Origin of the sequence: Hoeflea sp. AS16, assembly GCF_038900095.1 — a bacterium.
Taxonomy (GTDB): domain Bacteria; phylum Pseudomonadota; class Alphaproteobacteria; order Rhizobiales; family Rhizobiaceae; genus Hoeflea.
In genome coordinates this window covers 418,862-432,500 of record NZ_JBBMQQ010000002.1, presented here as the reverse complement: position 1 = coordinate 432,500, position 13,639 = coordinate 418,862, and the positions used below count along the sequence as shown (strand labels likewise).

At 61.0% G+C, this 13,639-nt stretch carries 13 protein-coding genes; all 13 read right to left on the bottom strand.

Annotated features, from left to right (window positions below; translation table 11 throughout):
- Window positions 1-217: 217 nt before the first annotated feature.
- The 13 genes from WNY80_RS07415 to WNY80_RS07355 all read right to left on the bottom strand — a co-directional run bounded on the left by WNY80_RS07415 (window position 218) and on the right by WNY80_RS07355 (window position 13,599).
- Window positions 218-973, bottom strand: a complete 756-nt coding sequence (locus WNY80_RS07415) for a formyltransferase family protein (protein ID WP_342886711.1) — start codon at window positions 971-973, stop codon at window positions 218-220.
- On the bottom strand, window positions 970-1,722 hold the full coding sequence (locus tag WNY80_RS07410; RefSeq protein ID WP_342886710.1) for a class I SAM-dependent methyltransferase: 753 nt from the start codon (window positions 1,720-1,722) through the stop codon (window positions 970-972). The genes WNY80_RS07415 and WNY80_RS07410 overlap by 4 nt, the downstream gene beginning before the upstream one ends.
- Window positions 1,723-1,830: 108 nt before the next feature.
- Window positions 1,831-3,252, bottom strand: a complete 1,422-nt coding sequence (locus WNY80_RS07405) for an FAD-dependent oxidoreductase (RefSeq protein WP_342886709.1) — start codon at window positions 3,250-3,252, stop codon at window positions 1,831-1,833.
- Window position 3,253: 1 nt separating this feature from the next.
- The gene (locus WNY80_RS07400; protein ID WP_342886708.1) at window positions 3,254-3,868 is read right to left on the bottom strand and encodes a cysteine hydrolase; all 615 of its coding nucleotides are present in this window, start codon (window positions 3,866-3,868) and stop codon (window positions 3,254-3,256) included.
- A gap of 3 nt (window positions 3,869-3,871) precedes the next feature.
- Window positions 3,872-5,923: a hydantoinase/oxoprolinase family protein gene (locus WNY80_RS07395; RefSeq protein WP_342886707.1), complete on the bottom strand. Its 2,052-nt coding sequence runs from the start codon at window positions 5,921-5,923 to the stop codon at window positions 3,872-3,874.
- Window positions 5,920-7,659 (bottom strand): hydantoinase B/oxoprolinase family protein, encoded by a 1,740-nt coding sequence (locus tag WNY80_RS07390; protein ID WP_342886940.1) that lies wholly within the window; start codon window positions 7,657-7,659, stop codon window positions 5,920-5,922. The genes WNY80_RS07395 and WNY80_RS07390 overlap by 4 nt, the downstream gene beginning before the upstream one ends.
- Window positions 7,656-8,522: an isocitrate lyase/phosphoenolpyruvate mutase family protein gene (locus WNY80_RS07385; RefSeq protein WP_342886706.1), complete on the bottom strand. Its 867-nt coding sequence runs from the start codon at window positions 8,520-8,522 to the stop codon at window positions 7,656-7,658. Before WNY80_RS07385 ends, WNY80_RS07390 begins: the two co-directional genes overlap by 4 nt.
- Entirely contained in the window at window positions 8,519-9,025 is a 507-nt protein-coding gene (locus WNY80_RS07380) for a 3-isopropylmalate dehydratase (protein ID WP_342886705.1), read from the bottom strand. Before WNY80_RS07380 ends, WNY80_RS07385 begins: the two co-directional genes overlap by 4 nt.
- Entirely contained in the window at window positions 9,022-10,305 is a 1,284-nt protein-coding gene (locus tag WNY80_RS07375; RefSeq protein ID WP_342886704.1) for a 3-isopropylmalate dehydratase large subunit, read from the bottom strand. The genes WNY80_RS07380 and WNY80_RS07375 overlap by 4 nt, the downstream gene beginning before the upstream one ends.
- Window positions 10,302-11,006: an ABC transporter ATP-binding protein gene (locus WNY80_RS07370; RefSeq protein WP_342886703.1), complete on the bottom strand. Its 705-nt coding sequence runs from the start codon at window positions 11,004-11,006 to the stop codon at window positions 10,302-10,304. Before WNY80_RS07370 ends, WNY80_RS07375 begins: the two co-directional genes overlap by 4 nt.
- A complete protein-coding gene (locus WNY80_RS07365) occupies window positions 10,999-11,745 on the bottom strand; it encodes an ABC transporter ATP-binding protein (protein ID WP_342886702.1) in 747 nt (248 codons plus the stop codon). The genes WNY80_RS07370 and WNY80_RS07365 overlap by 8 nt, the downstream gene beginning before the upstream one ends.
- Window positions 11,738-12,730 carry a branched-chain amino acid ABC transporter permease gene (locus tag WNY80_RS07360; RefSeq protein WP_342886701.1) on the bottom strand — a complete coding sequence of 331 codons (993 nt, stop codon included), beginning with the start codon at window positions 12,728-12,730 and terminating at the stop codon, window positions 11,738-11,740. The genes WNY80_RS07365 and WNY80_RS07360 overlap by 8 nt, the downstream gene beginning before the upstream one ends.
- Window positions 12,727-13,599, bottom strand: coding sequence for a branched-chain amino acid ABC transporter permease (locus WNY80_RS07355; RefSeq protein ID WP_342886700.1), 873 nt, complete (start codon window positions 13,597-13,599; stop codon window positions 12,727-12,729). The genes WNY80_RS07360 and WNY80_RS07355 overlap by 4 nt, the downstream gene beginning before the upstream one ends.
- Window positions 13,600-13,639 lie beyond the last annotated feature (40 nt).

The window sequence follows — 13,639 nt, the reverse complement described above, 5'->3', positions numbered from 1 at the left end:
GTCTGGGGGATCAAGAGTTTCGCGTCGCGTCGCCCCGTCGCGGATTGCCGGTGCCCTATGCCGCCAGGATTCATATTTCCGGGCCATGGCAATTCCCTTCGATGTTATCGAATTCAGGTCAGATCGAGTTTCCAACACAAACCACACCGGCTCTTGGAGGTCTTCCAAAAATGTCATGTTTTGAGTTCAGCTAGTCGCCACAGAGCAATACTCGGGTTTAGAAGAACCGCTTGCCCAAGCGGATGAACTTCCAAACGGCCTCTCTGGTCGGCATGGGAAAATAGCGGCCTTCGCCTTCCGGGATGCGATACGTGACACTATCGCTTCCGATTTCCCTGATCGACTTTATCAGTAGGTCGGCAGCTTTCTCGGTAATCATCCGGTAGACCGAGTTCATCGGCTGTTTCGGGTCAAGAGGAAGAACCGCTTCGTTCAGCACTTTACCGCTGTCCACTTTGACCTCGGTCTTAAACACACTGACGCCGATGGTCGGTTCGTTGTTCACCATTGCCCAGAAGAAGACCTCAAGACCGCGGTAGTCAGGGAAGATCGACGGATGGGTGCCGATGCCACCAAGCGGGGCGATCGCAATAAACTCGGCCCGGTAAATGTGCATGGTGTAGAGGGAAAGGATCAGATCTGGCGCGAACTCCCTGGCGGAGGCGACAGATTGGACGTCGTTGATATCTCTGGTGCGAAATGAAAAAAGGCCATCGCGCTTTACCTTGTTCGCCAGCGTGTCTCTGCCCATCTTGTACAGAAACAGGTCAAAGGCTCGCACGGCACAGAAAATTATACTGCTTTCGCGGACCAACTTCATCACAGATTGAAGGGCCGTCTTGCGGTAATAGAGACCTTCGGTGATGGCCAGGCCAAACTCTATCTCCGGGAAAGCCTTCGAGACATTCTCGAAAAGCAACCTTGACCCCGAATTATCGTGCGCGACCGCCAGCACCCTGCGAATGGGTGTCATGCTGGAAGATCCCCGAAAGCGCTCGTTATCGCATTGCGATTGAGCAGGAATGCGACAGAGGTTTCTGCAGAAGCATATCGGCTTGTCGGTACGGGGACACTTTGGTCCGCAATCACGTCAGGATAGCCGAACTGAAGCCCCCTGAGCGAGAGCAGGACGCGATATCGGAACGCTTCAGCGGTTAGATCCGAGCCGAGCAACCACCGGGCAGAGGGTGCGAAAACCGCCGCGGCCACAGGCGCCACCACATTGATATAGAGCCAGGCCGGGATAATGTTTGCGACGGCTACCACAGCGCGCACTGCGGCTGGCCGGGGCTTTTGAAAAAGAACAAGAAGTCGGCCATTCTCGCTGAGCAGCCGTCCCATCTGCTTGAGAGCCTCACCCCACTCATCGGGCTTTAGATAGCAAAGCACACCGGAGCAAATAATGAAGTCAAATGAGCCCGCATCAAGGTGGGAGAGGTCCTTGACGTCAGCGACGCCAAATCGGTCAGCCATCTCTGGATGCAGGACTTTCGCTTCGTCTATGCATTGGGCACTGATGTCGATGCCGAATGCTGTTGCGCCCATTTCAGACAGCCCGACAACAAATTCGCCGAGCCGGCAGCCAACGTCCAGCACTGATTTCCCCCGGATTTGCTCAGGGTTTACAAAATGAGACAGGAAAGCATGAATATCGGCTGGGTCCAGAACATGCCCGCGCGATGCTGCGAAAAAATCAGGAGCGGTAGAGGCGGGAACTGGCATGGGCACTTTCTAGTCGAGAGCCCTATGGTGAGCAAGTGAAACCTGAAACCGGATGGCTGATTCTTCGCTGGACCTTACGGGGCATTGGAGTCCTTGGATGCAGCGACATCAACGCGGCGGGGCTAACCTTGCCAAACTCCCCGCAGAAGCGCCGGCGACGGAGCCGAAGCCAATGGCCGTCAGCAGCCCGTTTCCGGAGAGATAGCCGGAAACATCCGGGCCGGACACTCCGCAGGCTGCGCCGCCGCCTGCGAACAGATTGGCAAACGGGCTGCCATTTTCACGCAGCACACGTGCCTGATCATCAATCATCAAGCCACCCTGGGTGTGAAACAGCGCCCCCGTCACCTTCACGGCGTAATACGGCGCGGCCAAAGCCGGCTTGCCGGTGAAATCGCGGCCAAACGGATCGGTGGCCTGGCCGGATTGATAGAGCGCCGCTTCGGAAAGCGTCCGCGCCAATGCGGCCCCTGGCAATCCGGTCACACGGGCAAGCGCGCTCACATCGGCAGCCTCGCGGATTGCGCCCACTGTCATTGCCTCCCGATAGTCCGGGAAGTTCTGGGCGAAATCATGCAGCCGCGCATCATAGATGTTCCAGGCGATACCACCCGGTTGCGCCAGCACGTTGACCGCCTGTTCCGAATAGCCGCCGTGCTCGTTGGAAAAGCGCAGGCCCTCGCTGTTGACCTGGATACCGCCTTCCATCATCAGCGCCCAGGAAATCAGGATGCCATGCGGATGCGCCAGCGAGCCGTGGCCCTGATAGCCGGACAGGTGCCTTATCCGTGCGCCCAGAGCTTCGCCCCAGGTCAGCGCATCCCCGGTATTGCCTTCGTGACCGTAATAGAGACCGTCAGCAATTTCAGGAATATGCTGCCTCACCAGCGCGCGGTTGCCGCCAAAACCGTTGCAGGCCAGCACCAGTACCTTGCAGCCCAGAACCTCCGTTGCGCCATCAGGACGGGTGATCTCGACTGCTGAAATCCGGTCATGTCCGTCTGCATAAAGCCGGGTGACATGCGCTTCGGTGACAACCGGGATCTCCGCCGCCTCGACCGCACTGAGCAGCCGGGCCTCCAGCGCCACGCCGGTCTTTTCCGGCACCGCATGCATCCGGTGCCGCGAATGGCCGGGATAGAGGAAATCATCCAGCACGATCCATTCCAGTCCGTGCGCATCAGCCAGCCATTCGAGCGCCGGGCCGATGCTGACACTGGCAAGCCGCGCGAGAGCGGCATCCGACTTGCCTTTGGATTTGGCAAGAATGTCGGCCGCAAAACGCTCCGGCGTGTCATCTGTAACGCCGATTTCCTTCTGGAACCGGGTGCCTGGCGCGGGCACGAAACCCGATGACATCGACGTGGACCCGGAGGGTGAGGCATCACGTTCAAGCACGATGACCTCGCTGCCCGCAGCCCGGGCCCGCAAGGCTGCAACCAGACCACAGGCCCCCGCGCCGATGACGACGACATCGATTGCGGCATCAATGCTTTCGGGGATCTCCCGCGATATCCGGCCGCCGTTCATCTCAGGCACCCGCAATCAGCTCTGCTGCTTCGCTGCAGGTCATGGTCTTTGCCACAGTCGACAGGTCACCGATGGCGCGTTCATGCGTTTCGGCCGAGAACGCCGCGCAGCCATCGCTGAGCACGAAAGTCGAAAAATCCCGCACATGCGCGTCGCGCACGGTCGAGGCAACGCCGCCATTGGTAACAATGCCGCAGACCATCAGCGTGTCGATTCCGGCCTTGCGCAACACCCATTCAAGCCGCGTCATGTAAAACGCCGAATAGGCGACTTTCTCCACCGACAGATCAGCCGGCTGCAATTCGTCCACCAGCGAATGCCCCCAGCTTCCCGGCGCGAAATCACCTTTGGTCAGAAACGGGCGGATCTGCTTGAGGTGCGGCGAGATGAATGGCTCCCCACCCTTCCCCGGCACCAGCGTGAATTGCGTCGAGACAATCCATCCGCCTTTTTGCCGAAGCGCGTTGGCAACCGGCAACACCCGTTCAGGCAGTGCAGCAATATCGGCACTCTTCTGCCCGCCGCGCGCGTAAGCCCCGTCGGGATGCAGAAAGTCGTTCTGAAGATCAACGATCAACAGGCCGGTACGCGCCGGATCGAGAGGATGAGTTGCCATGATCTAGACTCCCGGGGTGATCACAAGATTGCCGAATGCATCGACCACGGCATCGAGACCCGGATCGACAAAGATGGTGGTATCGGCCTGCTCCAGCAACGCCGGCCCGGCAATGGTCGCGCCGACAGCCAGCTGCAGGCGCTCATAGACGCCCGCCTCGTGCCATGTGCCATCGGCAAACACCCGGCGTGTTCCGATCCGGCAGGCATCGGCAGATTTGCCGTCGACCGGAGCAAACACCGCCATGTCCAGCTTCGGCCGACGGCCGATCACTGCTATCCGGTAATTCATCACCCGCATCGGAATACCGTCGAGAAGCCGGCCATAGGCTTCGCGATAGGCGGTTTCAAAGGCTTCGCGGATACCTTGCGCCGTCAATCCGGTTTCAGGGATATCTATCGCAACATTCACCGTGTGGGTTTGGCCGAGATATAGCATGTCGAGTTCGACCACCCGGTCGATGCGGGCAAACGCAACACCGGCGCCTTCAAGCAACGCTTCGGTTTCGTCACCAACGCGGATCATCTCGGCACCAAGCTCTGTGGCATCAATCTGGTCGAGCAGCCGGTTGACCGTCTGTACCCGGTCGTGCCGCATGTCGGCCACGACGCAGCCGAGTGCCGAGGTGACGCCCGGAAACCGTGGAACCAGCGCCGAGGCAAGACCGACTTCCTTGATCAAGGCGCCGGTGTGCAGCGCTCCGCCGCCGCCAAACGGCATCGCCGAGAACTTCGCCGGATCGTGGCCTTTCTCGATCGAGACCAGGCGGATCGCACCGGCCATCTTGGCATTGGCAAGCTGCAGGATTGCTTCCGCCGCCTGCTCGATGGAAAGCCCGAGTGGTGTGGCCAGATGCGTATCGATCGCCTGCCGCGCTGCTTCGACGTCAAGCCGGTTGAGCTTGCCGCCAATCGGTCGGTCGGGGTTGATACGGCCGAGCACGACATTGGCGTCGGTAACCGTTGGCCGGTCATTGCCGAGCCCGTAGCAGACAGGGCCCGGATCCGAGCCAGCCGATTCCGGACCGACCTGCAACAGCCCGCCCTTGTCGAGCGAGGCAATCGATCCGCCACCGGCGCCGATCGTGGTGATCTCGATCATCGGCGTGCGCACCACCATGCCGAAATCGATCGCCGTCTGGGCCGCGAGCGCTGCTTCATTGTTGGCGACCAAAGACACATCGAACGAGGTGCCGCCCATGTCACAGGTGATGATGTTGTCAAAACCTGCGGCTTTGGCAATCGCGGTGGCAGCGATGACACCGGCCGCCGGGCCCGAGAGCGCGGTCTTCACCGGATAACGCTTGGCCATGTCGATCGACATCACGCCCCCGTTCGACTGCACGATCAGGATGTCGCCGCCAAAGCCCTTGGCCTCAAGCCCCTTTTCCAGCTTGTCGAGATAGGAGGAAACAACCGGCTGAAGATAGGCGTTCAGCGTCGCTGTCGATAGCCGTTCGAATTCGCGGATCTCGGGCAGGATTTCCGTTGCCGCCGTGACATAGGCATTGGGCCAGACCGAGCGCACGGCTTCGACCGCCCGCTTTTCATTGTCATTGTTGGCATAGCCATTGATGAAGAACACACAGACCGCCTCGCAGCCGGCATCGGCCAGCTCTTTTGCGCGAGCCTTGACCTGCACCTCGTCCACGCCCTCAAGTACGGTACCGTCAGACAGCACCCGCTCGCTGACCTCGACCCGGTCGGGCCGCTCCACCACTGGGGTGAAGGATCCTTTCAGGCCCCAGGTCGTCGGCCGGTCGCGGCGGCGCATCTCCAGCACATCGCGAAAGCCTTCGGTGGTGATGATGCCGGTGCGCGCACCCTTGCGTTCCAGCAGCGCGTTGGTGCCGACCGTCGTGCCGTGCACGACGGTGGAAATGTCGGCGAAATCTTCCACCTTGCTGGCAATGCCTTCGACGAAACCTTTCGACTGGTCGCCGCGGGTGGACGGCACCTTGGCGGTGAACACCTGGCCGTTGCTTTCGTCCAGAATGAAGACATCGGTGAAGGTGCCGCCGACGTCGACGCCGATTACATAGGCTGGTCGTGTCATTGGGCTGTCTCCCGGGCGCGCAGATCTCGTGTGGCAGCTTCATCGACGGACCCATCAGGTCCGATAACGACGCCATAATCGGCCTCGGTGTGCTCAGCCGTGATGTAGCCCAGCCGCAGATCGCGCGCGACGCTTTCAGGGTTCCGGTCAAAGGCTCGGCCATAACCGCCACCGCCCGGTGTCTCCAGCCGCAGCTTCTGGCCACGGTCGATGTGGACACCGACAATTTTCGAGGCCATCGGTGGCTCATGGTCGCCATCCGCTTGCTGGTAATGGAATGTATTCAAGGCACCTGCCCCGCCGCCAACCACACCGGGTGGTGGAAACCTGCCTCGCTCGCCAAACAGGAAGACATCGGCCTGTTTCTCCAGCAGCTCGATTTCATAAACAGCGCCAAGCCCGCCGCGGAATTCACCCGCGCCACCTGAATCGGGTCGAAGCGCCCACTGTGTAAACCGCACCGGATAGGCCGCCTCGAGAATTTCCAGCGGCGGGATCGTCGCGGTGGAAATCGGTGCATTGCCGTGGTTGAGACCATCGCCGGCCCCATGCGCACCGTGGCCGCCGCCGAAGAACGAGAACATCACCCAGCGCTGGCCATTGCCGCGGTGCCCGGCCAGCGACAGCGCATTGATGGTGCCGTAGGCGCAGGCCATCGCCGGTTCCGGCGCGATCTGCGCCACTGCCTGAAACACCACGTCGATCAATCGCAGGATCGTCTCGGTATAACCGCCGACAGGTTTGGGCGCGCGAACAGACAGCAGCGAATCCTCATCAATGCGGAATTCGACCGGTTCGAGCACCCCGGCATTGGCCGGCACGTCACCAAAGATGTGCTTCAACGCCACATAACAGGCGGCAATCGTCGTCGCCCGCGAGATGTTGACCGGACCGGCGCAGGCTGGCGACGAACGCGAAAAATCCATCACCATCTTGTCGCCGTCGATGATCAGGTCGAGCGCGATCTTCAGCGGCTCGTCATTGATACCGTCATTGTCGAGAAAATCCTCCGCCGAGACCGTGCCCGAGGGAAGATTGGAAATCTGCGCCCGCATCATCTGCGCCGCACGCGCCGTCAGCTCGTCCATGCAGACGGCCACCTTGGCGTCGCCATACTCGTCGAGCAGGGCATTCATGCGCTTTTCACCAAGTTGCAGCGCATTGATCTGACCATTGAGATCGCCGTAGAGCGAGAGCGGCAGTCTCGAATTGGACGACAGGATATCGACAATGTCCTGCCGGAACTCGCCGCGATCATAGAGCTTGACCGGCGGGATCAGCATGCCTTCCTGGAAACACTCGGTGGCGGCAGGATTGTAGTTGCCCGGCACATTGCCGCCAACATCGTGCCAATGCCCGACCGACGCCAGGTAGCAGAACACTTCGCCATCGCGGAACACCGGTTTGACCAGCCGGAAGTCCGACAGATGCGTGCCGCCATCATAGGGATCGTTGAAGATCCAGACGTCTCCCTCGTGCACGCCACCCTGTTTCGCCGCCTTGTCGATCACCGCCTTCACCGCAAACGCCATCACGCCGACGAAAATCGGCAGACCGGATTTCCCCTGCACCAGCGTGTCGCCGGTCTTCGCATCATAGATACCGTGCGAAGCGTCATGCGCCTCGGCAATGATCGGGTTGAACGCGGAACGGAACAGCGTCGCGTCCATTTCGTCGGCGATCTGTTCCAGGCGGCCCTTCAGGATGGCCAGCGTGACCGGATCAATCGTCATTATTCGGTGTCTCCATCGTAGCGCTTGCCGCTCGCAAGCAGATCATCGGTGCCGATAACGCCATTGAGCCCTGCGAAATCGAACATGCGGTTGCGGAAAGCTTCATTGGAACCCGACGCAGCGAGATTGGCGTAATAGTCCCGCGCGGTGGCCGCGATGGCGCGCACGATTCCGCCCGGGAATATGACGAAGCTGAAACCGAGTTCCTGCAAGCCGGACGCATTGATGATCGGCGTCTTGCCGCCCTCGACCATGTTGGCCATCAACGGCACCCGCCCGCCGAAGCGTTTCACAATCTGATGGATCTCTTCCATCGATTGCGGTGCCTCGATGAACAACATGTCCGCACCGGCCTCGACATAGGACTCCGCCCGGTCCATCGCCGCATCAAAGCCTTCGACTGCGATGGCATCGGTGCGGCCGATCACCAGCGTTTCGTCCGACTGCCGGGCATCGCAGGCAGCCCGGATCTTGCCGGCCATCTCGCCCTTTGAGATCAGCGACTTGCCATCGAGATGGCCACAGCGCTTGGGCATGGTCTGGTCTTCAAGCTGCAGCGCATTGGCACCCATGCGTTCGAACACCCGCACCGTGCGCTGCACGTTGAGCGCGTTGCCAAAACCATTGTCGGCATCAACGATGATCGGCAGCGAGATCCGGTCGCGCAACGCCGCGATGGTGTCGGCGACTTCGCTCATCGAGACCAGCCCGATATCGGGCCGTCCGAAACGTGTGTAAGCGATCGATGCGCCCGACAGATACACCGCCTCCGCACCCGATTGTTCGGCGATCAGTCCGGTCAGGGCGTCGTAGACACCGGGTGCAAGCAGGATTTCTGCCTGGCCCAGCCGTTGTTTCAGGCTCATGCGCCTGCCTCCTTTGCGCGTTCCGCCGCGAAACGCTTTTTCAAGTGCGGCACCAGCCCGCCATCTGCGAGCATCGGTTTGAGATTGTCCGGCAACGGCTCGAGCCGGACAGTCTGGTTTTTGTTTGTCAGTCGAAGTTCGCCCGCCACTGCGTCAAGGACAGCCCGGTCACCATCGGCAACTCCGGCCAGATCACCCGCCACCAGCACCGGCAGGCCGAGATTGAGCGCATTGCGATAGAAAATCCCGGCAAAGGATTTGGCCACGACACCGGCAAGGCCCAGATGCTCCAGGGCTTCCGCCGCCTGTTCACGTGACGAGCCCATGCCGAAATTCTTGCCGGCCACGATCACGTCACCGGGTTTTACGGCCCCGGCAAAATCAGGCCGCGCCGATTCCAGGCAATGGGCGGCGAGCATGTCGAGACCGCCCTTCATGTATTTGCCCGGTGCCAGCTGGTCGGTGTCGATATCGTCGCCGAGAAGGAAAATTCGCCCGCTCATGCCGCACCCTCCCCGCCATCAAGAAATTCTCTTGGGTCGGCAATGCGCCCCGTGATCGCCGACGCGGCAACGGTCAGCGGCGATGCCAGCCAGACCTTCGAAGATGCCGCGCCCATTCGGCCCTGGAAATTGCGCGCGGTTGACGAAATGCAGGTCACATTCTCGCCCAGCCGGTCGGTGCCATAGCCGGCACAAATCCCGCAGGCATTGGGAAGGATCTGCGCACCGGCATCCTCGAAGACCGCCATGATGCCCTCGTCTGCGGCGCGCTGCTGATCCCGCATAGATGCCGGCGCGACCTTGAGCACAATGCCCGGAGCCAGCTTGCGGCCACGCAGGATCGCGGCGGCGCCCTTGAGATCTTCATACTTGGCCCCTGTGCAGGCCCCGATATAGGCGACGTCAAAACCTGTGTCGGGTGCGTCAGTCACCGGCATCGCATTGGCCGGCGAATGCGGAGCGGCAACCTGCGGCTCCAGTGCCGTTGCATCAAAGACATGATGGGCGGCGAGCTCCGCGCCCGGATCGGTCACCAGCCCGCGCCAGTCACCGGCCGAGCCGCCGACACTTTCGAGATAGGCCTCGGTGGTCACATCCGGCGCGATCAGCCCCACCTGACCGCCAAGTTCGGCCGCCATGTTGGACAGTGTCATCCGCTCCTGCATCGACAGCGCCGCAATCGCCTCGCCTGTGTATTCCACCGCCTGGTATTGCCCGCCATCCATGCCGAGCTGTCCGCACAGCGCCAGCATCATATCCTTGGCAAGCACACCCGGCGACAGCCGCCCCTGCCATTCGATCAGGATGGTGCCGGGAACCTTGAGCCAGATCTCGCCGGTGGCCAGAACACCCGCCATCTCGGTGGCGCCGATGCCGAACATATAGGCCCCGAAAGCACCGCCCGTCGGCGAATGGCTGTCACCGCCGACAACCAGCATCCCCGGCTTCAGATGTCCGCGCTCCGGCAGCACCACATGGCAGATGCCTTCGCCATCATGGAAGGTGACCTTGCGCTGCTTGGCCCAACGCCGGGTCAGCTCGAGAATATGCGCGCCTTCATCCGTGTCACCCGGCACGAAATGATCGGAAATCAGCACCACTTTGGAGGCGTCGAACAAACCGACGCCGAGGTCCTGCAGGATCGGCTCGACCCGGCGCGGACCACCTGAATCGTGGATCATGGCAAGATCGACCTTGGCCGTCACCACTTCGCCAAGGCGGACCGTTTCCAGCCCAGCGGCGCGTGCAATGATCTTTTGAGCCAACGTCGATGCCATCATGCCAGCCCCAGGTAGGAACGCTGCAATTCCGGGTCATCCATCAGGTCGGCCGGAACGCCCGACAGCTTGATCTCGCCGTTCTCCATCACGAAGGCACGGTCGGCGATTTCCATGGATTGCAGCACGTTCTGCTCGACCAGCAGGATCGTCAGCCCATCGGTGTTGAGCTGCTTGATCAGCGAGAACATCTCCTCGACCAGCAAGGGCGACAGCCCGATCGAGGGCTCGTCGAGAATGAGCAGCAAAGGTTCGGCCATCATGCCGCGGCCGATGGCCAGCATCTGCTGCTCGCCGCCCGACAAGGTGCCGGCATTCTGTGAGAACCGTTCTTTCAGACGCGGAAAGATATGCGCCACATGCTCGATATTCTTCGACCTGTTGGCCCGGCCGCGTCGGTAACTGCCGAGCTCGAGATTTTCCCGCACTGTCAGGTTGGGAAACACGTGCCTGCCTTCGGGAACCTGGATCAGCCCTTCATCGACAATTGCCTGAGGCGACAGGCCTGCAATCGGCTTGCCTCCGAAAGTGATTGTGCCGCTCCACGCCGGCATCAGTCCGGAGACAACCGCAGAAAACGTGGTCTTGCCGACACCGTTGGAGCCAAGCAGCGTAACGATTTCGCCCTTGCTGATCGAAAGGTCGATGCCGCGCAGCACCTCGACCGCACCATAGCCGGCACGCAGATTGCTGACCTCAAGCATTGGCTGCCTCCCGCTTGGCGATACGTTCGGCCATTCCCTTGCCGAGATAGGCTTCGATGACGTGAGGATCGGAGACAACCTCCCGCGGCGGCCCCTCCGCGATAATTGCACCCTGGTTCAGCACCCAGGTGTAATCCGAGAGACTCATCACCGCCTGCATCACGTGCTCGATCAGCAGGATGGTCACGCCGGCATCGCGGATGGTGTTGATGACCGGGATCACATCGCGGATTTCAGACGGGTTAAGCCCGGCCAGAACCTCGTCAAACAGGATCAGCTTCGGATCGGTCGCCAGCGCCCGCGCCACTTCAAGGCGCTTGCGCCCGGCAACGGTCAGCGAGCCTGCATCCATGTCGAGCCGGTCATCGAGACCGACCTGCTGCGCCACCGCCTCGGCCTTGGCCAGGGCATCGGCGCGGTTCCGGATTTTCAGATGCGCGCCCACGGCAATGTTTTCCCGCACCGTCTGCCCGGCAAACGGCTGCACCGTCTGGAACGTGCGGATCATGCCCCGCTTCGCGATCGCCTCGGGCGGCAAGCCCGTGATGTCTTCGCCGAGAAACCGGACCGATCCGGAATCCGGCGTGTGAAAGCCGGTGATCAGCGCAAACAGCGTGGTCTTGCCCGCACCATTGGGGCCGATCAGCGAGGTGATGCCGCCTTGCGGCACGGTCAGCGTCACCGATTGCGATGCCTGCAATCCGCCAAAGCTCTTGCACAATCCGCTGATCTCAAGCATGGCCCTTGCTCCCCTCGGTCCGGGATTGGCCCGGCTTTCCGCTGCGCAGATGCGACATCAGTCCGGCAAGCCCGCGCGGCACGAACAGCACCATGATCACCAGCAGCACGCCATACAGCACGAGGCTGATCCCTGGCGCGTCGCCGATCACCGCCCGCGAAAGCTCAGACAATCCGTGCAGGAAGGCAGCCCCAAGCAACGGGCCGAACAACGTTCCCATGCCGCCGATGATCGGAACCAGCAGGCTTTCCACCGAAATCGCCGCGCCATAGGCAATGTGCGGATCGAGATAGAGAAAATATTGGGCGTAGAAAACGCCGGCCAGACCGGCAAAGAATCCTGACAACATGATCGCCCCCATCTTCACCCGGAAGGCGTCGACGCCGAGCGCCCGCGCAGCATCTTCATTGTCCCGCACCGCCATCAGCTGCGCGCCGAAGCGCGAATTGCCGATCTTCCACACCGTCAGGAATGCGGCGAATGTCATTGCCCAGATCACCCAGAAGAAACCATCCTTGGTCAGAAACTGGAAATTGGCCGCACTCCGCTCAAGCGGGATCAACAGTCCCACCCCGGCGCCGGTGAAATCGACCGAGTTTGAAAGGATCCGCAACACTTCGGCGAAGGCGAGCGTCACCAGCGCGAAATACGATCCACGCATTCCATAGCGGAACGTGCAGAATCCGATGAAGGCCCCGACTGCGGCGGCGGCGAAACCGCCAACAGCCAGGCCGATCCATGGATTGATCCCGAACTGCACCTGCAGCACCGCCACCGTATAGGCTCCTGTACCGAAATAGGCCGCATGGCCGAACGAGACCTGTCCGCCGTAGCCGCCCAGGATGTTCCATGCCTGCCCCAGCAAGGCCGCGTAGAGTGTCATGATGACGATGTTGAGCAGCGATTCCTGCGTGATCAGCAAAGGCGCAAAGCCAATCAGGCCAAAGACCACGATCAGCATCAGCAATTTTGTGTCGGTCTTCATGCCTTGGCTCCAAACAGGCCGGTCGGCCGGAAAATCAGCACCAGGATAAAGATCAGGAAAATCCCGATCTGCCCGAGGCTTTCGCCCAGAAACAATCCGCCCAGCGCTTCCACCACACCGACGATCAGCCCGCCGATCAGTGCGCCGACAAATGATCCCATGCCGCCAAGGACGACGATGGTGAAGGCGATCAGGACAAAGCCGCCACCAACCTGCGGATTGACATAATAGCTCGGCAGCAACAGGCAGGCCGCAACGCCAAGACAGGCAACGCCGAGCCCGAAGCTCATGGCGAACACATGGTCTGCGTTGATACCGACCAGTTGCGCGCCCTTGCGCTCCTTGGCCAGCGCACGGATGGCACGGCCGAGATCGGTCCGGCTCATCAGCAGCCAGAGCAACCCGGCCGTCACCAGCGCACCGATGAAGGCCACCACTTTGGGATAGGGCAGGAAGGCCCCGAATATCTCGACCACGTCGAAGGAATAGGGTGTGTCCACGGTCCGTGTGTCGGACCGGAAGAAAAACAGCGACAGGTTTTCAACGATGATCGAAAGTCCGAGCGTCACCAGAAGTATGTTTTCGTCCCTGCCGTGGCTGGCCCGGCCGATGATCCCGCGCTGCAATCCGTACCCCAGCACAAACATCGCCGGAGGCACGATCAGCAACGCCACATAGGGATCAATCCCGAACTGCGCATTGAGGAAATACACGGCATACAGCCCGAGCATCAGCAGCGCCCCATGGGCGAAATTGATGATGTGCAGAACGCCGTAGATCAGTGTCAGACCGAGTGCCACCAGGGCATAGAGCCCGCCGGTGGTCAGCCCGTTGAGAACCGATGGAATGATGATTGCGCTGTCTGGCATGCTGGCCTGCGATCACGAAGGGAAATTGCAGGCCGGGCGG

Excerpts from the sequence above, each read along its gene's own strand:
- WNY80_RS07415 (WP_342886711.1), bottom strand. The coding sequence starts at position 973 with ATGACACCCATTCGCAGGGTGCTGGCGGTCGCGCACGATAATTCGGGG.
- WNY80_RS07410 (WP_342886710.1), bottom strand. The coding sequence starts at position 1,722 with ATGCCAGTTCCCGCCTCTACCGCTCCTGATTTTTTCGCAGCATCGCGC.
- WNY80_RS07405 (WP_342886709.1), bottom strand. The coding sequence starts at position 3,252 with ATGAACGGCGGCCGGATATCGCGGGAGATCCCCGAAAGCATTGATGCC.
- WNY80_RS07400 (WP_342886708.1), bottom strand. The coding sequence starts at position 3,868 with ATGGCAACTCATCCTCTCGATCCGGCGCGTACCGGCCTGTTGATCGTT.
- WNY80_RS07395 (WP_342886707.1), bottom strand. The coding sequence starts at position 5,923 with ATGACACGACCAGCCTATGTAATCGGCGTCGACGTCGGCGGCACCTTC.
- WNY80_RS07385 (WP_342886706.1), bottom strand. The coding sequence starts at position 8,522 with ATGAGCCTGAAACAACGGCTGGGCCAGGCAGAAATCCTGCTTGCACCC.
- WNY80_RS07380 (WP_342886705.1), bottom strand. The coding sequence starts at position 9,025 with ATGAGCGGGCGAATTTTCCTTCTCGGCGACGATATCGACACCGACCAG.
- WNY80_RS07375 (WP_342886704.1), bottom strand. The coding sequence starts at position 10,305 with ATGATGGCATCGACGTTGGCTCAAAAGATCATTGCACGCGCCGCTGGG.
- WNY80_RS07370 (WP_342886703.1), bottom strand. The coding sequence starts at position 11,006 with ATGCTTGAGGTCAGCAATCTGCGTGCCGGCTATGGTGCGGTCGAGGTG.
- WNY80_RS07365 (WP_342886702.1), bottom strand. The coding sequence starts at position 11,745 with ATGCTTGAGATCAGCGGATTGTGCAAGAGCTTTGGCGGATTGCAGGCA.
- WNY80_RS07360 (WP_342886701.1), bottom strand. The coding sequence starts at position 12,730 with ATGAAGACCGACACAAAATTGCTGATGCTGATCGTGGTCTTTGGCCTG.
- WNY80_RS07355 (WP_342886700.1), bottom strand. The coding sequence starts at position 13,599 with ATGCCAGACAGCGCAATCATCATTCCATCGGTTCTCAACGGGCTGACC.